Consider the following 23,257-nt stretch of genomic DNA (forward strand, 5'->3'; position numbering starts at 1 on the left):
GCGGCCCGCCCGCCCCGCCTGGAGGTCATGGCCCAGGGGCCGGACGCCGCCTCGACGAAGTGTCGCCGTGCAGGGACGACGGCCTGACGGTATGTCATACGTCCGAGCGACGGAAGTAACGTACGGCCGACAGCGGTGCCCTGCCACGCGCGGGCGGACCGGGCGGAGGGGGCGACACGGGTGCGGGCGTGGCTGCCGGACGAGTGAACTCGGCTTTCCACAGGCCGACTTCGGCATCGCGCGGGCCGTGCACGAGCTCCTCGTCCGCGCCGAAGACCCGGACCGGGTGTGAGTCGTCCCAGGCCGGCCAGCCCGGGTCGCCGTCCACCGCGAAGCGCACCCAGGCCGCGTGCATCGCGTCGGCCAGCTCCTGCGGCGCGTCGGGTCCCGCGAGCTTCGCCGAGTCCGGCACATCGACCGTGTCGAAGACGAAGCCCAGCTCCAGGGCATGACAGGCGCCGAGGCGGGGGTGGTTCGAGCGCCAGGCGAACTCGTAGACGTACGAGGGCGCGTGGCCCGTACGGGAGTCGGCCAGCCGGTGCAGCGGAACGCGCAGCAGATGGTCGGTGACCAGATGGCCGACCAGATCGGAGGTGGGGGCCCCGGGGTGGGCGAGGCGATAGCCGCGTGGGACCTCCGGGCCGCAGCGGCAGCGGGCCATCGCGCCGGCCAGGGCGACCGGGCCGAGCCTGTCGATACGTTCGAGGAGCCCGGTGGGTGCGAGCCACAGCCGGTGCTCCTCGCTGGTCCAGCCCAGCAGCAGGGGGATGTCCCGGGCGAGGCCGCCGAGGAGCGCCTCCCGCGGATCGCTCGGCACCAGGTCACCGTCCACGACAATGCCGAAGGCCGGTCCGCCGAGGACGGGGCCCGCCAGTCGGCCGACCTCCGCCTGCGCCTCGGCCAGCAGGGTGCGGTCCACCTCGGCGAACGCCGCGGCGGTCGCCGGGATCCTCAGCTTCACCGCCATCCGCCGCACCAGACGCCGCACCTTGTCCCGCTCCGTCGACTCGGGCGGCCCGCTCTGGAGCACCGCCCGCCGGAAGAGGCCCCGGGCGCGTGGGCTCGCCAGCAGGGCGCCGATACTGATCGCGCCCGCGGACTCGCCGAAGACGGTCACCCGGTCGGGGTCGCCGCCGAACTCGGCGACGGCGTCGCGCACCCACTCCAGCGCCGCGAGCTGGTCACGCAGGCCGGGATTGGGCGGCGCGTCCGGGAAGAGGCCGTAACCCTCCACACCCAGGCGGTAGTTGAAGGAGACCAGCACCACGCCGTCGCGGGCGAAGGAACTGCCGTCGTAGACGGGGACCGCCGACGAGCCGCGGGTCAGCGCGCCGCCATGGATCCACACCATGACCGGGAGCCGGGCGCCACGACCCGGCTCCGGTGTCCACACATTGAGGTTGAGGCAGTCGTCCCCGGCCACCACCGGGTCGGACAAGAAACGGGCGAACGCCTCCGAGTACTTGCGGTTTGGGCGGAGTGGGGCCAAACGCTCCGGCGTTGCGCACCCCGTCCCACGGCTCCTGCGGATCGGTCGGTCGTAACCGGCGGTGGCCGAAGGGCGGTGCGGCGAAGGGGATGCCGCGGAAGACGGCGACCCCCTTCTCGTACCGGCCGCGCACCGCTCCGTACGGGGTACGGACCACCGGGTCCGCCGCCGGGTCCACCGCCGGGTCCACCGCCGGGTCCACCGCACGGCCCGTCCGGTCGACCGGGTCGACCGGGTCGGCCCGGCCCGCCCGTTCCCCTCGATCCGTCGGTCCCTCCGACCCGGTCACACCGTCCGAACGGTTCATACGGCCCTCTCCTCACCACGGCGGGACTGACCTCCTCACCGCATCACATCATTTCCGTGTCGCGCCGCCCGAACGGATATGTGTCGGCCGCGGTCCGCTCTTCGCGGCGGGCGCAACTGTCCGCACCCCCGGTCTTCCACGCCACCTTCACGCGCCCCTACTCTAGAAAGCGCTTGCTAGACGGTCTGTTGCCGCCGACCCGACCGTCGCCGTTCGAAACTTTCACTCGCCCCGGCGGGCTGGAGCTGGCCCTCGGGACGGGGCCGGAGAGGTGGGCTCATGGTCCGTACCGGAAGCATGGCCGGACCGACCCTCGCGGTCGTCGCACGGGAGGCCGGCGTCTCGGTGCCGACGGCCTCGAAGGTGGTCAACGGCCGGGAGGACGTGGCACCCGAGACACGCCGCCGGGTCACCGAGGCACTCGACCGGCTCGGCTACGTCAAGAGACCCCGCTTCGACACGACGAAGTCGCAGGGCCTGGTGGACCTGGTGGTGCACTCGCTGGAGAGCTCCCGGTCGGGTGCGGTGCTGCACGGTGTGGAGGAGGCCGCTCATGAGGCGGGCCTTGAGGTGGTGGTCTCGGCCGGGCTGACCCGGACCAGGGGTGGGCGCCCGGAACGCGGCTGGCTGGACAAACTGTCCGCGCGCGGCTCGTCCGGCGTGCTGTTCAACCTCGCCGAACTGACACCGCCCCAGTACGCCTGGCTGGATCAGCACCGCATCCCGTACGTACTGATCGACCCGGAGCTCGAACCGCCGGCGGGGGTGGTGTCCGTGGGGGCGGCCAACTGGCAGGGCGGGATGAGCGCCACCGAGCACCTGCTGGCGCTCGGGCACGAGCGGATCGCGGCCATCGGCGGCCACCGGCGCAAGATGTGCGGCGGCGCGCGGATCGCGGGGTACCGCTCGGCGCTGGCCGCGGCGGGGGTCCGGCACCGTCCGGAGTATGTGCGCCACGGCAACTTCGACCCCGCCGTCGCCCGGCGGCGCATGCGGGAGTTCCTGGACCTGCCGGAGCCGCCGACCGCCGTCTTCGTCTGCTCGGACCGGATGGCGCTCGGGGTGTACGAGGCGCTGGCGGAACGGGGGTTGCGGGTGCCGGACGACATCAGCGTCGTCGGGTTCGACGATCTGCCCGAGGCGCGATGGGCCTCGCCGGGGCTGACGACGGTTCGGCAGCCGCTGGCGGAGATGGCGGCGACCGCGGTGCGCCTGCTCGTCCGCATGATGGCGGGCGAACGGCCGGAGGGAACCCGGACGGAGTTGTCGACACGGCTGGTGGAACGGGCGAGCACGGCGCCGCCGCGTGACCGCGCCACCGAGGGGTGAACGAAAGGCGTCGTCCGGCCGTACGTACAGTGGCGGTCCTGTCTCCCCGGCCTGGTCCGCCGCACCCTCACCAGGCAACGCACGGAAGGACCTTCGGGTTGTCCCACACAAGCTCCCGGCAACTCCCGGACAAGGACGACACCCCCACGGCGGAGGACCCGACTCCGACCGTACTTCCGGAGCAGCAACCTGCCGAGGACGGACACCGGGACGACGCACACCGGGACGATGAGGAAGCCGCGCCGGCCGACACCGAGCCCGACGCCGGTGAGGCCACCGCGGCGCAGGACACGGCCCCCGGCGCCTCCGCGGCGCAGGACACGGCCCCCGGCGCCTCCGCGGCGCAGGACACGACCAAGCCGGGCGACGCCTCTGCGACGGACGGCACCCCCAAGCCGGGCGACGCCTCCACGACGGACGGCACCCCCAAGCCGGGCGACGCCTCCACGGCGGACGGCACCCCCGAGCCGGGCGACGCCTCTGCGACGGACGGCACCCCCAAGTCGGCCGACGCCTCTGCGACGGACGGCACCCCCAAGGCCGACGACGCTCCGGAGACCGCTCCTGGTCCGGAAGCGGCAGCGGAGGCGGAAGCCGGAGCCGGAGCCGAAGCCGGATCCGAAGCCGCGCCGGACACCAGCGCCGTGCCGGAATCCGACCCGGACCCGGCGGTTCCCGACCCGTCGACTCCCGACGCGGCGGTTCCCGACCCGGACACTCCCGACGCGGCGGTTCCCGACCCGGACACTCCCGACGCGGCAGTTCCCGACCCGGACACTCCCGACAGCGCCCCCGCCCGCCCCGGCTGGCGTGGCAAGCACCCCGACGCCGCTCGTGTCCTCGCCTGGACAGCCACCGGGATTGCCGTCGCCCTCGTGCTCTTCGCGCTTCTCGTGCCGAACGACCTCGCTCGCTTCACGCCCTCCCGGTTCGTACGGATCCCCGCGGAGGGGATCCTCGGCGCCGCCCTTCTGCTCGTCCTGCCGCCGAAGCCCCGCCGGATCCTGGCGGTGGTCGGCGGGGTCGGGCTCGGTCTGCTGACCATCCTGAAGTTCCTCGACATGGGCTTCTACTGGTCGCTGGAGCGCCCCTTCGACCTGGTGCTCGACTGGGTGCTGCTGGACGACGCCGAGTCGTTCCTCAAGGACTCCATCGGCGGGGGCGGCGCGCTCGCCGTCATGATCGGGGCCATCGCCCTCGCCGTCGCGGTGATCGCGCTCATGACCTGGTCGGTCGTCCGGCTGACCCGGCTGATGGCGAGCAGGCGCCACTTCGCGGGCCGTACGCTCCTGGTGCTCGGCACGGCATGGATGACCTGCTCGGTGCTGACCCTCGAGGTCGCCGGTGTGCCGGTCGCCTCGCGCAGCGCCGCCACACTCCTCGAGAACCGCGCGCACGCGGTGCGGGCCGGCATCAAGGACGGGCAGGCCTTCGCCCGGCAGGCCTCCGTCGACGCCTTCGCCGACACCCCGTCCGACCAGCTGCTGACCGGACTGCGCGGCAAGGACGTCATCTTCGCGTTCATCGAGAGCTACGGCCGCAGCGCGATCGACGACCCGGCGATGACCGAGCCGATCAACGAGACGCTCACGGCGAAGACCAAGGAACTGAGCGACGCCGGCTACTCGTCCCAGAGCGGCTGGCTGCGCTCCCCGGTCGCGGGCGCCGGCAGCTGGCTGGCCCACTCGACGTTCCTGTCGGGCCTGTGGATCAAGAACCAGCAGCGCTACCGCAACCTCACCTCCGGCAACCGTATGACCCTCACCGAGGCCTTCCGCCGCACGGACGCCTGGCGCACCGTCGGCATCATGCCGGGCGTGACGCGCGCCTGGCCGGAGGGCAAGTTCTTCGGCCTCGACCACATCTACGACTCGCGCGAACTCGGCTACCAGGGACCGAAGTTCAGCTGGTCACCGGTGCCGGACCAGTACAGCCTGGCGGCCTTCGAGCGCCTGGAGCACGGCAAGAAGCACAGCAAGCCGCTGATGTCGGAGATCATCCTGACCTCCAGCCACAACCCGTGGGCCCCCATCCCGAAGACGATCCCCGAGGACCAGGTCGGCGACGGCTCGGTCTACGACGCCATCCACGACGCGGGCAAGGATCCCAAGGAGGTGTGGAAGGACCCGGCGAAGGTGCGCGACGAGTACCGCAAGGCCATCCAGTACTCGGTCACCAGCCTCGTCGACTACGTCGCGAAGCACGGCAACAAGAACACCGTGCTGGTCTTCCTCGGCGACCACCAGCCCAACCGCACCGTCACGGGCGACAAGGCCGGCCGTGACGTGCCGATCGCGATCGTCGCGCACGACCAGGGCGTACTGGACCGGATCTCGGACTGGGGCTGGACGGACGGTCTCAAGCCCGCCTCCGACGCCCCGGAGTGGCGGATGGACACCTTCCGCGACCGCTTCCTGACCGCGTACGGCCCCGAGCCGACGTCCTAGGGTCGGTCCGGCGGGTCACGCCGGACAGGGCCATACGCCTGGACCTCGCGGGCGGCCCAGCGGATGCCGCCGAGCAGATGGGCGCGGAAGTCCGGGTCCCCGTACGCCTCGGAGGCATGGCCGAGCGCGGTGTAGAAGACCCGGCCCGCGCCCGCGCCCTGGTCGCGGCACCACGCCAGCGGGTGGTCGTCGCCCATCCCGCCTCCGTCGTACGAGGATTCGTCGGCGGAGGCGAGGACGCGCACCGAACCGCGAGGAGTGGTCCGGAAGTCGTACCACTCGTCCGTGAACTCCCACACCGTGGGCAGGTGGTGGGTCGAAGGGTGATCGCGGTCCTCGACGACCGCCTTGCCCGGCTGGTACGCGGGATGGCGCGCGAACCGCGCCCCCAGCAGTTCGCCGTAGTACGGCCACGCGTCCTCCGTACAGGCCGCGGCGTGCACGCCGACGAAGCCACCGCCCTTGCGTGTGTACGCCGCAAGGCGCGTACGTCCCTCGGGTGTCAGGACCTCGCCGCTGGTGGAGAGGAAGACGACGGCGCCGTACGCGTCGAGGGGTGCCTCGAAGGCGGCGGGGTCCTCGGTGGCGTCGACGTCGAAGCCGTGCGCGGCCCCGAGGGAGCGTACGGCGGCGACGGCGTCCGGGAGGGAATCGTGCCGGTATCCGGTGGTGCGGGTGTACACGAGAACGCGGAAGGGCATGGGCGGAGCCTATTTCCGCAGCGGGGTGCGGCCCACCGACGCGAGGGGACCGAAAATTTCGGACCGCCTGGCGAGGAGGACTTGTCCGGCTCGGGCCGTCCGGCGGCTCAGCCCGACGTGCCGACGTCGTTGTTGGGCGCCCCGTCGCCCACCGGGGGCAGGTCGCCTCGTTCGACGGGCGCGGTGGCGGTGCCGTCCGGGGTGGGCAGGACGGCCGCCAGTTCGGTGTCGTCCGGGCGGTGCGCCGCGCCGGCGGCCCGGCGCAGAACGGCGCGGCCGACTGCGTTCGCGTCGGCGCTCACCCGCACCACGTGCCCTTTCTCCGGCACCGCGTACTCCTGCCGGCCCCCGGCCGTGCGGTACCACGTGTCGCCGTCCCGCGCGCAGGTGATCCGCTCCCCCGACGCCTCGCCGAGCGGCTGCTTCGGACAGTTCGCCGCCGTCATGGTGCCCCGGTCCACGGAGAGCTGGATCTGGGCGCCCGTCTTCCGGGACACGTAGACGCTGGAGAAGCCGTCGCCGCCGTACACACCCACCGACTGCTGGGCGAGGGTGAATCCGGGGGCTTCGGTGACGTAGACGAGTTCCGGTGCGACCCCCAACGCCGCGGCGCGGGCGTCGAGTCGGGCACGGCTCACCTCGGCACGGTCCGCGCCGCTGCCTCCGGCTCCCGCCTTCTCGGTGCCGCACGCGGAGAGCAGGACCGGCAGAAGCAGCAGGGCGGGCAGGACGGCCAAAGCTTTCGGAACGCGCGCGGCACGGGTCATGACCCCATCCTGCCGCACAGGTGTTCCACAGACCGGGCTGCGTGTCCGGGCTGCACGCCCGGCCGCATGTCCCGGCCACACACCCGGCCGCATGTCCCGGCTGCGTGTCCGATTCCTTCAAGACCGGCGATCACCGGTCCGCCTAGGTTGAACCCATGACTCCACGATTCGATGTGATCAGCCTGGCGGTCTCCGACATGGCCGCCGCTCTCGCCTTCTACCGCCGCCTCGGTCTCGTCTTCCCCGACGGCGCCGAGAGCGAGCCGCACGTCGAGGCCGGGCTGCCCGGCGGGCTGCGGCTGGCGCTCGACACCGAGGAGACCATCCGCTCCTTCCACCCCGAGTGGCAGCCGCCGGCCGCCGGCGGCCGCCTCTCGCTCGCCTTCCGCTGTGACAGCCCGGCCGAGGTGGACACGGTGTACGGGGACCTGGTGGGCGCCGGGTACCACGGCGAGCTCAAGCCGTGGGACGCCGTCTGGGGCATGCGGTACGCGGTGGTGCACGACCCGGACGGCAACGGCGTCGACCTGTTCGCGAACCTACCGGCGCAGTAGCTCGCCGAGCGGTACGCCCGCCAACTCCCGCACGTCCCGGGCGAGATGGGCCTGGTCCGCGAACCCGGCGCGGGCCGCCGTCTCCGCGAAGGGCACTTGGGCCCACGCGAGCGCGAGGGCCCGTTGCAGCCGCAGTACACGGGCGAGCGTCTTGGGTCCGTAGCCGAAGGCGGCCAGCGAGCGGCGGTGCAACTGACGGGCGCCGACGCCGAGTTCGTCCGCGGCCCTGGCCACCGGCCGGCCCGCGGCCAGGGACGCCACCACCTTCCGCAGCAGCGGGTCGGGGCGGTCCGCCTGCGCGGCCCGGTGCAGCGCGATCTCTTCCAGCGCGGTCGCGGGATCGGCGGCGGCGTCGACGCGTCCCGTCAGGCGCCGCACCTCGGCGGCGGGCCACACCTCCGCCAAGTCGACGCGCCGGTCCCGGAGTTCGTACGCCGGAACGCCTAGGAAGACCGGCGCCGTCCCCGGGAAGAAGCGGACGCCCGCCCATTCCCCGGCAGGGCCCTGCGGCCGGTACGCGTGCGTGTCCGGGCCGGCGACCAGGAGCCGCCCCTCGGTCCACAGCAGGTCCATGCAGCCGTCGGGCAGCACGGGCCGCCCCGCGGCAGCGGACGGCCTGTTGGTCCACACCACCGCGCCCGCCAGCCGGGACGGCCGCTCCGCGTACCCGGGTGGCGCCGAAGCGCGCTCTGCAACCACGAAGAAAAGGCTACGCCGCAGGGGTGTCGGACGGCGCCCTGTGCCTGACCGGTCCTCGTAGCGGAGTCACCGGGCCCGTCGGCAGGAGGCGAGCGCGCGTGCCGGGTGTCACGTCACGGTGCCGCGAGGAACCGTCGGGGCACCCCCGGTCCGGTGCTCCTGCGGACTGACTCCGTACACCCGTTTGAAGGCGGTGGACAGGGCGAACGCGCTGCCGTAGCCGACCTGGTGGGCGATCGCGCCGATGGTGTCCGCGGAGTCGCGCAGCCGGTCGGCGGCGAGGGCGAGCCGCCAGCCGGTCAGATAGGCCATCGGGGGCTCACCGACGAGCTCGGTGAAGCGGCGGGCGAGCGCGGCGCGCGAGACCCCGGCCTTGGCGGCGAGCGAGGCCACCGTCCAGGGGTGGGCGGGGTCGTCCTGCACCAGCCGCAGCACCCGGCCCACGACCGGGTCGGCCAGCGCCCGGTACCAGGCGGGTGCCTCGGCCTCCGGGCGGGAGAACCAGGCCCGCAGTGCCGCGATCACCAGCAGGTCGAGCAGCCGGTCGAGAACGACCTCCTGGCCCGGCTCGTCGCGCACGATCTCCTCGGCGAGGATCGGCGTCAGCGGGCACTTCCACTCCCGCGAGGTGAGCGACAGCAGCGGCGGCAGGGCGTCCAGCAGCCGGCCGGTGATCTCGCCCTGCATCAGATAGGTGCCGATCAGCAGCACCGTGGAGCCGTCGGGCCGGTCGCCCCAGCTGCGCACCCCGAGGTCCCGGTGGCCCTTCAGGGAGCGCCCGTCGGGGTAGGCGCACTCGCCGCCGGGCAGGATCACCGCCTGGGGCTCGGTCGCCGGGGAGTCGGCGCAGGTGTACGGGTCGGGGCCGCGCGCGATGGCCAGGTCGCCCGCCCTGAGCAGCGTCCGCTCCTGCCCGTCCGGCATGACCCAGGCCTCGCCCCGGACCACGAGCATGATCGTCAGCGGGGCCCGGTCCTCGACGCGTATGCACCAGGGCGGGTCGAAGCACGCCCGGATCATGAAGGCGCCCCGTGCGCGGGGGCCCTCCAGCAGGCCTGCGAGTGCGTCCATGGCGTCAGCGTAGACGCGTACGTATGGGAATGAGCCGTTCAGCGATGGTTCCGTCTGCCGTACGGCAGTTGACTGGCCGTATGACGCAGAACACGCGGAACACGACGGTGTTGGTGACGGGGGCCTCGGGCCGGACGGGCAGCCGGGTGGCCGAGGCCGCGCGGGCGGCGGGGCTGACGGTTCGGGCGGCGTCCCGGGCGACGGGGTTCGACTGGGCCGACCGGGCGAGCTGGGCGGCCGCGCTGGCGGGCGCCGACGCGGCGTACCTCATGTACCCCACGGATGTCGGCTCCCCGGCGGCGGCCGGGGCGGTCGGCACGCTGGCCCGGGAGGCGGTGGAGGCCGGCGTACGGCGTCTGGTGCTGCTCTCCTCGCGCGGGGAGGAGCGGGCGCGGCCGACCGAGGAGGCCCTGAAGGAGTCGGGTGCGGACTGGACGGTCGTACGGGCCGCGTGGTTCGCGCAGAACTTCAGCGAGGGCCCGCTGGTGGAGGGGCTGCGCCACGGGGAACTGGTGTTCCCGGCCGGTGAGGTGCGCGAGCCCTTCATCGACGTGCGGGACATCGCGGACGTGGTGGTGACCGCGCTGACGGCCGGGGAACGGTACGTGGGACGGACGCTCGACCTCACCGGGCCCCGGCTGCTGACGTTCCGGGAGGCGGTCGCGGAGATCTCGGCGGCCACGGGCGGCACGTTCGCGTACACGCCGGTGCCGGCGCGTCAGTACGGGGAGAACCTGAAGGCGTTCGGGGTGCCGCCCGAGGAGGTGGACTTCCTGGTGGACCTCTTCGAGAGCCTGCTGGACGGCCGCAACGCGCATCTGTCGCAGGAGGTGCGGCAGATCCTGGGCCGGGCACCGCACGACTTCTCCGAGTTCGCGCGGGAGAACGCGGCGGCGGGGGTGTGGAAGGCCTAGGCCCCGCCGCGAGCGTGGCACGTACGGCCCGCGACGGCCGGGCCTGCCGCTCCCTCGACGGCCGGGCCTACTGCTCCCCCGCCGGCGGGTCGCCGTTCTTGTGCTGCGGGTGGTGGTGCGGGCTCTTCACATGGGTGCGGAACCGGGATGTCACGTCCTCCGGAGGCAGGAAGCGCGACCAGCGCTCCGGGAACTCGGAGGGCATGTCCGGGTCGTCGGGATCGATGTCGGCGGCCCGGTACGCGGCCACGCGGGCCACGAACACCGCGGCCTGCTCCTCGAGCAGCCGCTCGTTCGCGGCGCGCGCCGCGGCCGTGGCGGCGGCCGGCCAGACCCGGTCGATGGCTGCGTTGACCGCCGCGCCGACCAGCACCGCGAACGCGGACACACCGATCCACAGCAGCACGGCGACGGGCGCGGCGAGCGAGCCGTAGATCGTGGGCCCCTCGACCGTGCTGGTCAGGTAGATGCGCAGCAGGAAGCTGCCGAGCACCCACATCGCGAGGGCGACCAGGGCGCCCGGGACGTCCTCCACCCAGGGCGAGCGCACCGGCACGGAGACGTGGTAGAGCGTCGTCAGGAAGACGATGGACAGGACGATGACGACCGGCCAGTACAGGACCTGTACGACGGTCGTCGACCACGGCACGACGTTCACCACCGCGTCCGGGCCCGCCACCATCAGCGGCAGCGCGACCGAGCCGATCAGCAGCGCCACGATGAAGAGCAGGAACGACATCATCCGGGTCTTCACGATGCCGCGCGTGCCGTCGAGGCCGTACATCACGGTGATGGTGTCGATGAAGACGTTCACCGCGCGCGAGCCCGACCACAGGGCGAACAGGAAGCCCAGGGAGATGACGTCGGGGCGGCCGCCCTTCATCACGTCGTGGAGGAGCGGCTGGGCGATCTCGGTGACGCCCTTGTCGGACAGGACCGTGCGGGACGCCTCCAGGATGTTGTTCTCCAGGCTGGCGATGGTGTCGGCGCCGGTCCAGTCGTCGACGTAGCCGAGCAGCCCGATCATGCTCAGCAGCAGCGGCGGCACGGACAGCAGCGTGAAGAAGGCGGCCTCGGCCGCCAGACCGAGGATCCGGTACTCCATGCACGAGTTGACGGTGTCCTTGAGCAGCAGCCAGGCGGTCCTGCGCTTGGAGACGTTCCGGTAGAGGGCACGCGCCCGGTGGAAACGGCCGGAGGGCCTCTGCGGGGGTTCACTTGCTGGCTGCACGCCCTAAAGGTATCCGCCGCGCGAGGCTGCGCTCATCCCGTGGTGCGGGGGCCGGGCCGCGAGCCCTGGCCTACCGGCGGAAGCCCTGGTGACCGACGTAGTACCGAGGGGTAGGTTGCGAGACATGGCTGCCAGCACCCACACCGTGACCAACCAGGCTCCGCCCCTGGTGGGCTATGACGTCTTCGCCGCCGACCGGGCCCTCGTGGAGGCCGTCGAGCGGCATCTCGATCCCGCGCTCCTCGACGAGGCGCGCACCGAGCTGTCGGGGCTCGGGCTCAGCGCCGGCTCCGCGCAGGTACAGGAGTGGGGGGCCCTGGCGAACGAGAACCCGCCCAAGCTGCGGACGCACGACCGCTGGGGCAACCGGATCGACGAGGTCGAGTTCCATCCGTCCTGGCACCGGCTGCTCGGCAAGGGCGTGTCCGCCGGACTGACGGCGGCCTGGTCCCGGCCCGGCGGGCACGTCCGGCGCGCGGCCGGTTTCGTGATCTGGACGCAGGCCGAGGCGGGCAACGGCTGTCCGCTGTCGATGACCCACGCGGCGGTGCCCGCCCTGCGCACCGACCCGGCGCTCGCGGCCGAGTGGGAGCCCCGGCTGACCTCCATGGTCTACGACCAGGGGATGCGGCCCGCCGCCCAGAAGGCCGGTGCCCTGTTCGGGATGGGCATGACGGAGAAGCAGGGCGGCAGCGACGTACGCGCCAACACGACGGCGGCGCGGCCGCTCGCCGAGGACGGGACGTACGAGCTGACGGGCCACAAGTGGTTCTGCTCGGCGCCGATGTCGGACGGGTTCCTGGTGCTCGCGCAGGCCGCCTCCGCCACGGACGGAGGGGGTCTGACCTGCTTCCTCGTGCCGCGCGTGCTGGAGGACGGCACGCGCAACGTGTTCCGCGTCCAGCGGCTCAAGGACAAGCTCGGCAACCGGTCCAACGCGTCGAGCGAGGTCGAGTTCGACGGGACCTGGGCACGCCGGGTCGGCGACGAGGGCCGGGGCGTGCGCACGATCATCGAGATGGTGGCGGCGACCCGGCTGGACTGTGTCCTCGGGTCGGCGTCGCTGATGCGGCAGGCGGTGGCGCAGGCGATCCACCACTGCACCTACCGGGAGGCGTTCGGCGGCAAGCTGGTCGACAAGCCGCTGATGCGCAACGTACTGGCGGATCTGGCCCTGGAGTCGGAGGCCGCGACGACGCTCGCGCTGCGCCTGGCCGCCGCCTACGACGACGGCGGCGAGCAGGAGCGGGCGTTCCTGCGGCTCGCGGTGCCGGTCGCCAAGTACTGGGTGACCAAGCGGTGCACGCCGGTGGCGGCGGAGGCGCTGGAGTGCCTGGGCGGCAACGGGTACGTGGAGGAGTTCGGTCTGGCCCGGCTGCTGCGTGAGTCGCCGCTGAACTCCATCTGGGAGGGCGCGGGCAACGTCCAGGCACTGGACGTGCTGCGGGCGCTCCAGCGCGAACCGCAGGCGCTCAACGCGTACCTCCAGGAGGTCGGCCGGGCGCGCGGTGCCGATCACCGGCTGGACGGCGCCATCAAGGGCCTGCTCACGGAGCTCGCCGACCTGGAGGGTATCGAGGGCCGGGCCCGCCGGGTGGTGGAGCGGCTCGCCCTCGTGCTCCAGGGGGCGCTGCTGGTGCGGTACGCCCCGCCGGAGGTCGCCGACGCGTTCTGCGCCTCCCGGCTGGGCGGCGACTGGGGTACGGCCTTCGGCACCCTGCCGCACAGTCTGGATCTGGCCACGGTGGTGGAGCGGGCCCGGCCGGTGGCGTGACGCCGCGGGGGCGTTCCCCCGGGCATACGTCGCGGGGGTGGTGCTGCGCCGACACGGCACCACCCCCGCTGCTTCGGCCCCGGTCAGGGACCGCGGACGCCGCCTGGGCGACGTCGCACAAGTTTCAAACACCGCAGGGCCGCTCGCCAGGGTTGCAGGAGGTTGCAACTATCTGTTGGCTGTCCGCTCACTGTGGCCGGAGTGTATCCCTCCGTCACCTTCGGGCGGCAGTATGGGAGGAGCAGTCGACACCCGGCCGGGCCCGCCGCCAAGGCGTGCGACGGACGGGCCCTCCTGGAGGTTCGTGTGGCGCACTCGCCGAAGGATGTGACGCGGCTGGTCGCCCGGGACGCCGCGCAGGCGGCGCGCATGCTCAGGGAGGTGCGCAGCGCGACGCTCGCCGGGCAGCGCACCCGGGTCGCGCCGCGCCCGGTGATCGAGGCGTCGTGGGGGCGCATGCGGCGCAGCGGGGTGGATCCCGACCACGATGTCAGGGCGGGGCTGCTGAGCCTCGACGAGGTCGAGCGGCGGCGCCGGGAGTCGCCGCTGCGGGTGGTGCTTCCGGTGCTGCGCGAGGGGCTGTTGTCGGTCGCGGACGTCGCGCAGCACATCATGGTGGTCGCGGACGCGGACGGGCGGGTGCTGTGGCGCGAGGGCAGTCCGGCGGTGCTGCGCCAGGCGGACGGGCTCGGCTGCGAACCGGGCGCGGACTGGGGCGAGTCGGTCGTCGGCACGAACGGGGTGGGCACGCCCGCGGTGACCGGCCGTCCCGTGCAGGTGTTCGCCTCCGAGCACTTCGTACGCTCCTTCGCCTCGTGGACGTGCACGGGCGCCCCGATCACGGACCCGCGCGACGGCCGCCTGATCGGTGTGGTGGACATCAGCGGTCCACTGGAGACGATGCATCCGGCCACGCTCGCCTGGGTGGACTCGGTGGCCAAGCTCGCCGAGGCGCGGCTGCGGGAGGTGCATCTGACGTCACTGGAGCGGTTGCGCGCGGTGGCGGCGCCGCTGCTGGCCCGGCTGGACGGGCGGGCGGTGGCGGTGGACCGGGACGGCTGGACGGCGGCGGTGGCCGGAATGCCGTACGCCAGACGGCTGGCGCTGCCCACCTCACTGACGGCCGGGCGGAGTTGTCTGCCGGTGCTGGGCCCGTGCTCGGTGGAGCCGCTGCCGGGCGGCTGGCTGATCCGGGCCTGTGACCGGGCAACTCCCGCGCACACCACGCGGATCGTCCTGGACCTCTCCCACCCGCGCCGCTGGTCGGTGACGGTCTCGGGAGACACGGGTTCCTGGACGCACGAACTGACGCCCCGGCACGCCGAGTTGCTCTACCTCCTGACCCTGCACCGCAGTGGCCGCACGGCCGCGGCGCTGGCCGCCGACATGTTCGGCGACCCGGCCCGCACGGTCACCGTCCGCGCCGAGATGTCCCGTGTACGACGCTATCTGGGCGCTTTCCTGGACCACCGGCCGTATCGTTTCTCCGAAACCGCGGAGGTCGAACTCCTGGCCCCGGACGACCCGCTGGACCTGCTGCCCCACTCGATCGCGCCGGCGGTGCTGCGCGTGCGTACGGCGGGGCCCGGCGGCGGCGTTTCCCTCCTGGCGCCGGGCGGCGGGCCGGTCTGAATGCTCCCGATGTGCCCCCAGGTCGAGGGATTACCCTCGTAATTACCGGGTCTTCGACCGGGCACACCCTCCGCTCGCGTAGCATCCCTCCCACAGGCCACCCCACCAGCTCCTCGATCAACGCGCCGACCACGGGGAGTAGTTGGCCTACCTCGGGAGGTCCCATGAAACAGCGTGGCAGACATCGTCGCAGGAGGAGGGGCCGTGCGCTGCGCGCCACCCTCGCCGGAACCGCGCTGGCGCTGACCGCCGCCGCCACGCTGATCAGCACCTCCCAGGCCGCCGGCGGCGACAACCCGGGAGCCCTGACCCCGCTCACCTCCGCCGCCGAGACCGGCAAGCTGCAACTCCACGAGAACCTGGTCGGCCGGACCACCCTGGACACGCTCACCAGCGACATGGGCGGCAACGTCGGCGTGCACGGCGTGCTCCAGAGCGCCAACCACTCGATGCGCAACAAGGCCGACTGTGCCGCCACCGAGGCGGCCGCGCTGCCCGTCGAGCCGAGCGCCTCGCGCGCGTACTGCTGGGACAGCGGCGACGCGACGACCCAGAAGTGGCTGCCCCAGTCCGTCACCACGTCCGGCGACGCCGACAACGACGGCACGTGGGGCGACGACCGCGTCATCCTCGCGGGCTGGACGCACAACGACCACAAGGCGGGCGAGCCGGCCGACGACCAGGGCCTCGCCCGGGTCGCCTTCATCGACGCGAACGACCCGGACAACCTCAAGTACCGCTGGGTCCTGCTGGTCGCCCCGCTGAGCGGCGACGCGGACTTCGGTGCCGTCCGCTCGCATCTCGGCGGCATGGTCTGGTACCAGGACAAGCTGATCGTCACCGCGAAAAACGGCGCGGACCACAACAACGCCCTCTTCGTCTTCGACATGCACCGCATCCTGCGGGCGAACGTCGACAGCAGCGCGGTCGGCAAGGTAAGCGGCGGCTACGCGGCCCACGGCTACCAGTACGTACTGCCGGCCATCGGCTCGTACGACCTGACCGGCGGCGCCTGCACCTCGGGCAACGACAACGCGGTCCCCTGCTTCGCCTCCGTCTCCCTCGACCGCACCTCCACCCCGGACAGCCTGGTGGCGAACGAGTGGTTCAGCTCGGGCGGCACCCAGCCCGCCCGGGTCTGGCGCTACTACTACAGCACCGCCGCCTCCCGCACCGGTCTGCTCGGCAGCAACTCCAGCGACGTCGTCAACGCGGACGAGGCGTACGAGACCAAGGCCGTCGGTCTCCAGGGCGTGCTGTCGCACAAGCCGAGCGGCGCGAGCACGCCGAACTGGTACGTCGACCACGCGCCCGGCAGCCGCGGCAAGCACGGCACCCTCTGGCGGCAGAACAAGGACGGCGCCCGGGCGGCGCGGTGCACGACCGACCAGACGACCGCCTGCTGGGGCCGGCACACCGAGTCCATGTCGCTCTGGCAGGAGACCGGCGAGCTGTGGACGCTGACCGAGTGGGCGGCGAACAAGGACGCCCAGTGGGAGCCGGACGCCATCCCGGAGCGGGTGCTGTACGCCGTTCCGCTGTCCTCCGTGGACGACTCGCTAGGGTAGGCCTGGAGCGGGCAACGTCACCCGCGTCCCCGATCACCCCCGATCGACAGCCCGGGGGGCCGGGTGATTTTCTGACCGCATGAGCGACATCACCGTGACCACCTGGTCCCTGGAGCAGACGTCCCCCGCCGACCTGCGGCCCGCGACCGCCCCCGACGGCGAGGTCCGGATCGTCCGCTCCGAGGTGCCCTCGCCGGAGTTCAGCCGGTTCCTGTACGCGTCGGTCGGCGGCGACATCCGCTGGACCGACCGGCTGTCCTGGACGTACGAGCAGTGGCAGGCGTACCTGGCGCGGCCGGGCGTGGAGACCTGGGTCGCCCACGACCGGGGCACTCCCGCGGGATACGTCGAGCTGGAGCCGCAGGACGACGGGGTCGTGGAGATCGCCTACTTCGGGCTGATACCGGCGTTCCGGGGCCGGCGGATCGGCGGCCATCTGCTCTCGTACGGCGCCGCGCGGGCCTGGGACCTGGCCGCGCGATGGCCGGAACGCGCCGAGACCAAGCGGGTCTGGCTGCATACATGCAGCAAGGACGGAGAGCACGCGATGGACAACTACCTGCGGCGCGGTTTCACGCTCTTCGACACCAAGGTCGAGGCGGAGGCGGACGTGGCCGCACCAGGGCCCTGGCCGGGAGCGCGCGCCGCCTGACCTGCACGTACCTGTCCGGCGGGCCCGGCCGGACACCACCGGCCGGGCCACCGTGTGATCAACGACACCCCAGTCTCACCCTTCGGGACCAGGGTGTCCACATGATGGATGACGGTGGACTGGCCCGAGATCCCCGTGACACGCTTCCGTCATGTCTGGAACTGGAATTGCCTTGGTGAGTCGGCGGCACGTCGACCTCGGCCGCATGTCCAGCGCCATCTGTCCGGCGAGCTGAGCAGTCCAGCACCGCCGAGTCACTCCTCTTTCGAGAACCTTGCGCAAGGACGCGCCCGTACTTCCGTATGCGCCCGTACCCGCAGGTCAGAGCCGCTCCCCTGTCTGTCCCGTAGTCCCGAAGGACGTATCAGCCATGGCCGCCACCCCGCAGAATCCCGCCGCCGCGCCCCGCCGCAAGGTGAGCCGTCACCGCGGTGAGGGTCAGTGGGCCGTGGGTCACTTCACCCCGCTCAACGGCAACGAACAGTTCAAAAAGGACGATGACGGTCTCAATGTGCGGACACGCATTGAGACGATCTACTCGAAGCGCGGCTTCGACTCGATCGACCCCAATGACCTCCGTGGGCGTATGCGCTGGTGGGGGCTGTACACCCAGCGCAAGCCCGGGATCGACGGCGGCAAGACCGCGATCCTGGAGCCGGAGGAGCTGGACGACAAGTACTTCATGCTGCGCGTCCGCATCGACGGCGGCCGGCTGACCACCGAGCAGCTCCGGGTCATCGGCGAGATCTCGCAGGAGTTCGCGCGCGGTACCGCCGACATCACCGACCGGCAGAACATCCAGCTCCACTGGATCCGCATCGAGGACGTTCCGGAGATCTGGCAGCGTCTGGAGGCCGTGGGCCTGTCCACGACCGAGGCCTGCGGTGACACCCCGCGCGTCATCCTCGGCTCGCCCGTCGCCGGGATCGCCGAGGACGAGATCATCGACGGCACGCCCGCGATCGACGAGATCCACCGCCGGATCCTCGGCAACAAGGACTTCTCCAACCTGCCCCGCAAGTTCAAGACAGCGGTCTCCGGCTCGCCGCTGCTCGACGTGGCGCACGAGATCAACGACGTCGCCTTCGTCGGCGTGAACCACCCGGAGCACGGCCCCGGCTTCGACCTCTGGGTCGGCGGCGGCCTGTCCACCAACCCGAAGCTCGGCCAGCGCCTCGGCGCCTGGGTCCCGCTCGACGAGGTCGCGGACGTCCACGTGGGCGTCCTGTCGATCTTCCGCGACTACGGCTACCGGCGCCTTCGTACGCGTGCCCGTCTGAAGTTCCTGGTCGCCGACTGGGGCGTCGAGAAGTTCCGCCAGATCCTTGAGGACGAGTACCTGAAGCGGAAGCTCGTCGACGGCCCCGCGCCCGACCAGCCCGTCGCCAGCTGGCGCGACCACGTCGGCGTGCACCGGCAGAAGGACGGCCGCTTCTACGTCGGCTTCGCCCCGCGCGTCGGCCGCGTGGACGGTACGACCCTCACCAAGATCGCCGAGGTGGCCGCGGCGCACGGCTCCGGGCGACTGCGCACCACCGTCGAGCAGAAGATGATCGTGCTCGATGTGGAAGAGGGCCAGGTCGAGTCACTCGTCGAGGGGCTGGAGGCGCTCGACCTCACCGTCAAGCCCTCGTCCTTCCGGCGCGGCACGATGGCCTGCACCGGCATCGAGTACTGCAAGCTCGCGATCGTCGAGACCAAGGCGCGCGGCGCTTCCCTCATCGACGAACTCGAGCGCCGCATCCCCGAGTTCGACGAGCCGATCACCATCAACCTCAACGGCTGCCCGAACGCCTGCGCCCGTATCCAGGTCGCGGACATCGGTCTCAAGGGCCAGCTGGTCCTCAACGACCAGGGTGAGCAGGTCGAGGGCTTCCAGGTGCACCTGGGCGGCGCGCTCGGCCTGGAGGCCGGTTTCGGCCGCAAGGTCCGTGGCCTGAAGGTCACTTCGGACGAGCTGCCCGACTACATCGAGCGCGTCCTCAAGCGCTTCCAGGCGGAGCGCGAGGACGGCGAGCGGTTCGCCACCTGGGCGGCCAGGGCTTCAGAGGAGGCGCTGTCGTGACGGCGAGTGAGCCGAAGGGGCGCACCCCGGAGGCGAACCGAGCCACAAAAAGAGGGGAGGCGCTGTCGTGAGCGAGCGTGCCGCGCCCTTCTACTGCCCCTACTGCGGCGACGAGGACCTGCGCCCGAGCGAGCAGGGCCACGGCGCGTGGGAATGCGGAGCGTGCAATCGAGCCTTCCAGTTGAAGTTCCTCGGGCTGCTCGCCCGGGGGTTTCAGCCCAACGACGGTGGAGGGGACGAGATATGAGGACGGTTCAGGCCGACACGGACACCGGCACAGAGCGTGCGACCGGCCGCGACGCGGAGCTGAAGACGCTCGCCGAGCAGGCCGGGCGCGACCTGGAGGACGCCTCCGCCCTGGAGATCCTCCAGTGGGCGGCGGACACCTTCGGCAAGAAGTTCTGCGTGACCTCCTCCATGGAGGACGCCGTGGTCGCCCACCTCGCCTCCCGGACCTTCCCCGGTGTGGACGTGGTCTTCCTCGACACCGGCTACCACTTCCCGGAGACCATCGGCACCCGCGACGCGGTCGAGGCCGTGATGGACGTCAACGTCATCACGCTCACCCCGCGCCGGACGGTCGCCGAGCAGGACGCGGAGTACGGCCCGAAGCTGCACGACCGCGACCCCGACCTGTGCTGCAAGCTCCGCAAGGTCCAGCCGCTGGAGCAGGGCCTGACCGCGTACGACGCCTGGGCGACGGGCCTGCGCCGCGACGAGTCCCCGACCCGGGCGAACACCCCGGTCGTCAGCTGGGACGAGAAGCGCCGCAAGGTGAAGATCTCGCCGATCGCCCGCTGGACCCAGGACGACGTGGACGCGTACGTCGCGGAGCACGGCGTGCTGACCAACCCGCTGCTGATGGACGGCTACCCCTCCGTGGGCTGCGCGCCCTGCACCCGCCGTGTGCTGGAGGGCGAGGACGCGCGCGCCGGCCGCTGGGCGGGCAGCACCAAGACCGAGTGCGGGCTGCACGGATGACGACGACGACCGAGAACCCCCAGACCTCCCGGGAGAAGCAAGTGACGACCGGAGCCACCATCTGGCTCACAGGTCTGCCGAGTGCCGGCAAGACCACCATCGCGTACGAGCTGGCCGGCCGGCTGCGCGAGGAGGGCCACCTCGTCGAGGTGCTCGACGGTGACGAGATCCGCGAGTTCCTCACCGCAGACCTCGGCTTCACCCGCGCGGACCGGCACACGAACGTGCAGCGGATCGGCTACCTCGCCGACCTGCTGGCCCGCAACGGCGTCAAGGCGCTCGTCCCGGTGATCGCGCCGTACGCGGACAGCCGCGAGGCGGTCCGCAAGCGGCACGGGGCGAGCGGCGCCGCCTACCTCGAGGTGCATGTCGCCACTCCGGTCGAGGTGTGCAGCCAGCGGGACGTGAAGGGGCTGTACGCCAAGCAGGCGGCGGGCGAGATTTCCGGGCTGACCGGTGTCGACGACCCGTACGAGGCACCCGCTTCGCCCGATCTGCGCATCGAGTCGCACACCCAGACCGTGCAGGAGTCCGCCGCCGCGTTGCACGCGCTGCTGACCGAGAGGGGTCTCGCATGACGACCGCAGCCACCGCTTCCCAGGAGACCGACAGCCCGTACGCGCTCTCGCATCTGGACGCGCTGGAGTCGGAGGCCGTCCACATCTTCCGCGAGGTGGCGGGCGAGTTCGAACGGCCGGTGATCCTGTTCTCCGGCGGCAAGGACTCCATCGTCATGCTGCACCTGGCACTGAAGGCCTTCGCCCCCGCGGCGATCCCCTTCACCCTGCTGCACGTGGACACCGGACACAACTTCCCCGAAGTCCTCGCATACCGCGACCGTGTGGTCGCCGCACACGGACTGCGCCTCCATGTGGCCTCCGTACAGGACTACATCGACCGCGGTGTACTGCGCGAACGCCCCGACGGCACCCGCAACCCCCTGCAGACCGTGCCCCTGACCGAAGCCATCCAGCAGCACCGCTTCGACGCCGTCTTCGGCGGCGGCCGACGCGACGAGGAAAAGGCCCGCGCCAAAGAACGCGTCTTCTCCCTGCGCGACGAGTTCTCCCAGTGGGACCCCCGCCGCCAGCGCCCCGAACTGTGGAACCTCTACAACGGCCGCCACGCCCCCGGCGAACACGTCCGCGTCTTCCCGCTCTCCAACTGGACCGAGCTGGACGTATGGCAGTACATCGCCCGCGAACACATCGAACTCCCCGAGATCTACTTCGCCCACGAACGCGAGGTCTTCCAGCGGTCCCACATGTGGCTGACCGCCGGTGACTGGGGCGGCCCCAAGGACGGCGAGACTGTCGAGAAGCGCCGGGTCCGCTACCGCACCGTCGGCGACATGTCCTGCACCGGCGCCGTCGACTCCGACGCCACCACGCTGGACGCCGTGATCACCGAGATCGCCGCCTCCCGGCTCACCGAACGCGGCGCCACCCGCGCCGACGACAAGATGTCCGAGGCCGCGATGGAAGACCGCAAGCGCGAGGGGTACTTCTAGCCATGACCAGCACCACCGAGCCCACCGAGCCGCTGTCGGTCGAGCAGTTGTCGGCCACGACCCTGCTGCGCTTCGCGACCGCGGGCTCCGTCGACGACGGCAAGTCCACGCTGGTCGGCCGTCTGCTGCACGACTCCAAGTCGGTCCTGACGGACCAGCTGGAGGCCGTGGAGCAGGTGTCGCGCAGCCGCGGCCAGGACGCTCCCGACCTGGCCCTCCTCACCGACGGCCTGCGCGCCGAACGCGAGCAGGGCATCACCATCGACGTGGCGTACCGCTACTTCGCGACCGCGCGCCGCCGGTTCATCCTCGCCGACACCCCCGGCCATGTTCAGTACACCCGCAACATGGTCACCGGCGCCTCCACCGCCGACCTGGCGGTGGTCCTCGTCGACGCCCGCAACGGCGTCATCGAGCAGACCCGCCGACACGCCGCCGTCGCCGCGCTGCTGCGCGTCCCGCACGTCGTGCTCGCGGTGAACAAGATGGACCTCGTCGAGTACAAGGAGTCCGTCTTCGCCGCGATCGCCGAGAAGTTCACGGCGTACGCCTCCGAGCTGGGCGTTCCCGAGATCACCGCGATCCCGATCTCCGCGCTCGCCGGTGACAACGTGGTGGACGCCTCCGCGAACATGGACTGGTACGGCGGCCCCACGGTCCTGGAGCACCTGGAGACCGTGCCGGTCAGCCACGACCTGGCGCACTGCCACGCCCGCCTGCCCGTGCAGTACGTGATCCGCCCGCAGACCGCCGAGCACCCCGACTACCGCGGTTACGCGGGTCAGATCGCGGCCGGTACGTTCTGCGTCGGCTCCGAGGTCACGGTCCTGCCCTCCGGCCGTACGTCGAAGATCGCCGGGATCGATCTGCTGGGCACCCCGGTCGACGTCGCGTGGACCCCGCAGTCGGTGACCCTCCTGCTGGAGGACGACATCGACATCTCGCGCGGCGATCTGCTCGTGCCGAGCAAGGACGCGCCCGCCACCACCCAGGACGTCGAGGCGACGGTCTGCCATGTCGCCGACGCTCCGCTGACCGTCGGCCACCGCGTACTGCTGAAGCACGGCACCCGCACGGTCAAGGCGATCGTCAAGGACATTCCGTCCCGGCTGACCCTGGACGACCTCTCCCTGGCACCCGCACCCGGGCAGCTGGTCGCCAACGACATCGGCCGCGTCAAGATCCGTACCGCCGAGCCGCTGCCGCTCGACTCGTACGCCGACTCCCGCCGCACCGGCGCGTTCATCCTGATCGACCCGGCGGACGGCACGACGCTGACCGCGGGCATGGTCGGCGAGTCCTTCGCCGCGCCCGAGCCGGTCAAGGACGCGAGCGACGACGACGGGTGGGACTTCTGATCATGACCACCACCGACTTCTACTCCACGTTCGCGAAGGAGGGGCGGCCGCGTCGGCAGCGGCGCCCTCGGCAGCGGGCAGGGCGGAGTCGCGCGATGTGCGCGATGACGTACGCGCACTGCCTGCGCGCCCTGTCCCCCCACCCGACGTCCCGGACGCGACGAAGACCTGCCGACCTCCCGGCCACGACCTGAAAGACCGTGACCGC

21 protein-coding genes and 1 pseudogene are annotated in these 23,257 nt (G+C 72.0%); 16 read left to right on the top strand and 6 right to left on the bottom strand.

What is annotated here, in order from left to right; all coding sequences use genetic code 11:
- Positions 1 to 94: 94 nt before the first annotated feature.
- Positions 95 to 1,646: pseudogene (locus tag SAVERM_RS11105) on the bottom strand (carboxylesterase/lipase family protein).
- 429 nt (positions 1,647 to 2,075) lie between these two features.
- Here SAVERM_RS11105 and SAVERM_RS11110 point away from each other — a divergent pair.
- Together SAVERM_RS11110 and SAVERM_RS41430 are read left to right on the top strand one after the other, a co-directional pair.
- Positions 2,076 to 3,125, top strand: a complete 1,050-nt coding sequence (locus tag SAVERM_RS11110; RefSeq protein ID WP_010983554.1) for a LacI family DNA-binding transcriptional regulator — start codon at positions 2,076 to 2,078, stop codon at positions 3,123 to 3,125.
- A gap of 98 nt (positions 3,126 to 3,223) precedes the next feature.
- Entirely contained in the window at positions 3,224 to 5,572 is a 2,349-nt protein-coding gene (locus tag SAVERM_RS41430; protein WP_237528762.1) for a hypothetical protein, read from the top strand.
- Here SAVERM_RS41430 and SAVERM_RS11120 read toward each other — a convergent pair.
- Together SAVERM_RS11120 and SAVERM_RS11125 are read right to left on the bottom strand one after the other, a co-directional pair.
- Positions 5,569 to 6,273 carry a ThuA domain-containing protein gene (locus SAVERM_RS11120; RefSeq protein ID WP_010983556.1) on the bottom strand — a complete coding sequence of 235 codons (705 nt, stop codon included), beginning with the start codon at positions 6,271 to 6,273 and terminating at the stop codon, positions 5,569 to 5,571. The genes SAVERM_RS41430 and SAVERM_RS11120 overlap by 4 nt on opposite strands.
- Before the next feature lie 107 nt (positions 6,274 to 6,380).
- Positions 6,381 to 7,040 (bottom strand): hypothetical protein, encoded by a 660-nt coding sequence (locus SAVERM_RS11125; protein WP_010983557.1) that lies wholly within the window; start codon positions 7,038 to 7,040, stop codon positions 6,381 to 6,383.
- A 155-nt stretch (positions 7,041 to 7,195) separates the two neighbouring features.
- Between SAVERM_RS11125 and SAVERM_RS11130 the strand changes: the two genes are divergently transcribed.
- Positions 7,196 to 7,594, top strand: coding sequence for a VOC family protein (locus SAVERM_RS11130; RefSeq protein WP_010983558.1), 399 nt, complete (start codon positions 7,196 to 7,198; stop codon positions 7,592 to 7,594).
- Here SAVERM_RS11130 and SAVERM_RS11135 read toward each other — a convergent pair.
- Positions 7,580 to 8,293 carry a helix-turn-helix domain-containing protein gene (locus SAVERM_RS11135; RefSeq protein WP_010983559.1) on the bottom strand — a complete coding sequence of 238 codons (714 nt, stop codon included), beginning with the start codon at positions 8,291 to 8,293 and terminating at the stop codon, positions 7,580 to 7,582. The two genes, SAVERM_RS11130 and SAVERM_RS11135, sit on opposite strands and share 15 nt — an antisense overlap.
- 108 nt (positions 8,294 to 8,401) lie before the next feature.
- Positions 8,402 to 9,364 (bottom strand): AraC family transcriptional regulator, encoded by a 963-nt coding sequence (locus tag SAVERM_RS11140; protein ID WP_010983560.1) that lies wholly within the window; start codon positions 9,362 to 9,364, stop codon positions 8,402 to 8,404.
- Positions 9,365 to 9,444: 80 nt separating this feature from the next.
- Between SAVERM_RS11140 and SAVERM_RS11145 the strand changes: the two genes are divergently transcribed.
- Entirely contained in the window at positions 9,445 to 10,278 is an 834-nt protein-coding gene (locus tag SAVERM_RS11145) for an NmrA family NAD(P)-binding protein (protein ID WP_010983561.1), read from the top strand.
- A gap of 67 nt (positions 10,279 to 10,345) precedes the next feature.
- Here SAVERM_RS11145 and SAVERM_RS11150 read toward each other — a convergent pair whose 3' ends face one another.
- Entirely contained in the window at positions 10,346 to 11,509 is a 1,164-nt protein-coding gene (locus tag SAVERM_RS11150; protein WP_037647245.1) for a YihY/virulence factor BrkB family protein, read from the bottom strand.
- Between the two features lie 124 nt (positions 11,510 to 11,633).
- On the opposite strand from SAVERM_RS11150, the gene SAVERM_RS11155 reads away from it, so the two are divergent.
- From SAVERM_RS11155 to SAVERM_RS45305, 12 genes are all read left to right on the top strand, one after another.
- Positions 11,634 to 13,283: an acyl-CoA dehydrogenase family protein gene (locus tag SAVERM_RS11155; protein WP_010983563.1), complete on the top strand. Its 1,650-nt coding sequence runs from the start codon at positions 11,634 to 11,636 to the stop codon at positions 13,281 to 13,283.
- Between the two features lie 306 nt (positions 13,284 to 13,589).
- Complete coding sequence (locus tag SAVERM_RS11160; protein ID WP_010983564.1) at positions 13,590 to 14,915, top strand: GAF domain-containing protein; 1,326 nt, start codon at positions 13,590 to 13,592, stop codon at positions 14,913 to 14,915.
- Between the two features lie 164 nt (positions 14,916 to 15,079).
- Positions 15,080 to 16,483, top strand: a complete 1,404-nt coding sequence (locus SAVERM_RS11165) for a hypothetical protein (protein WP_010983565.1) — start codon at positions 15,080 to 15,082, stop codon at positions 16,481 to 16,483.
- 79 nt (positions 16,484 to 16,562) lie between these two features.
- Positions 16,563 to 17,135 (top strand): GNAT family N-acetyltransferase, encoded by a 573-nt coding sequence (locus SAVERM_RS11170; protein WP_010983566.1) that lies wholly within the window; start codon positions 16,563 to 16,565, stop codon positions 17,133 to 17,135.
- Positions 17,136 to 17,286: 151 nt separating this feature from the next.
- Complete coding sequence (locus SAVERM_RS45525; RefSeq protein ID WP_309486338.1) at positions 17,287 to 17,370, top strand: putative leader peptide; 84 nt, start codon at positions 17,287 to 17,289, stop codon at positions 17,368 to 17,370.
- 135 nt (positions 17,371 to 17,505) lie between these two features.
- A complete protein-coding gene (locus tag SAVERM_RS11175) occupies positions 17,506 to 19,200 on the top strand; it encodes a nitrite/sulfite reductase (RefSeq protein WP_010983567.1) in 1,695 nt (564 codons plus the stop codon).
- A 67-nt stretch (positions 19,201 to 19,267) separates the two neighbouring features.
- Positions 19,268 to 19,447: a hypothetical protein gene (locus SAVERM_RS11180; RefSeq protein WP_010983568.1), complete on the top strand. Its 180-nt coding sequence runs from the start codon at positions 19,268 to 19,270 to the stop codon at positions 19,445 to 19,447.
- Positions 19,444 to 20,181 (top strand): phosphoadenylyl-sulfate reductase, encoded by a 738-nt coding sequence (locus SAVERM_RS11185; RefSeq protein ID WP_010983569.1) that lies wholly within the window; start codon positions 19,444 to 19,446, stop codon positions 20,179 to 20,181. The genes SAVERM_RS11180 and SAVERM_RS11185 overlap by 4 nt, the downstream gene beginning before the upstream one ends.
- On the top strand, positions 20,178 to 20,759 hold the full coding sequence (gene cysC / locus SAVERM_RS11190; RefSeq protein ID WP_202497356.1) for an adenylyl-sulfate kinase: 582 nt from the start codon (positions 20,178 to 20,180) through the stop codon (positions 20,757 to 20,759). Before SAVERM_RS11185 ends, cysC begins: the two co-directional genes overlap by 4 nt.
- Positions 20,756 to 21,691 carry a sulfate adenylyltransferase subunit CysD gene (gene cysD, locus SAVERM_RS11195; RefSeq protein WP_010983571.1) on the top strand — a complete coding sequence of 312 codons (936 nt, stop codon included), beginning with the start codon at positions 20,756 to 20,758 and terminating at the stop codon, positions 21,689 to 21,691. Before cysC ends, cysD begins: the two co-directional genes overlap by 4 nt.
- A gap of 2 nt (positions 21,692 to 21,693) precedes the next feature.
- Positions 21,694 to 23,049 (top strand): sulfate adenylyltransferase subunit 1, encoded by a 1,356-nt coding sequence (locus SAVERM_RS11200; RefSeq protein ID WP_062804690.1) that lies wholly within the window; start codon positions 21,694 to 21,696, stop codon positions 23,047 to 23,049.
- Between the two features lie 2 nt (positions 23,050 to 23,051).
- Positions 23,052 to 23,243: a hypothetical protein gene (locus tag SAVERM_RS45305; RefSeq protein ID WP_261172590.1), complete on the top strand. Its 192-nt coding sequence runs from the start codon at positions 23,052 to 23,054 to the stop codon at positions 23,241 to 23,243.
- The last annotated feature ends 14 nt before the right edge of the window (positions 23,244 to 23,257 follow it).

The sequence above is a fragment of the Streptomyces avermitilis MA-4680 = NBRC 14893 genome (assembly GCF_000009765.2).
GTDB classification, from domain to species: domain Bacteria; phylum Actinomycetota; class Actinomycetes; order Streptomycetales; family Streptomycetaceae; genus Streptomyces; species Streptomyces avermitilis.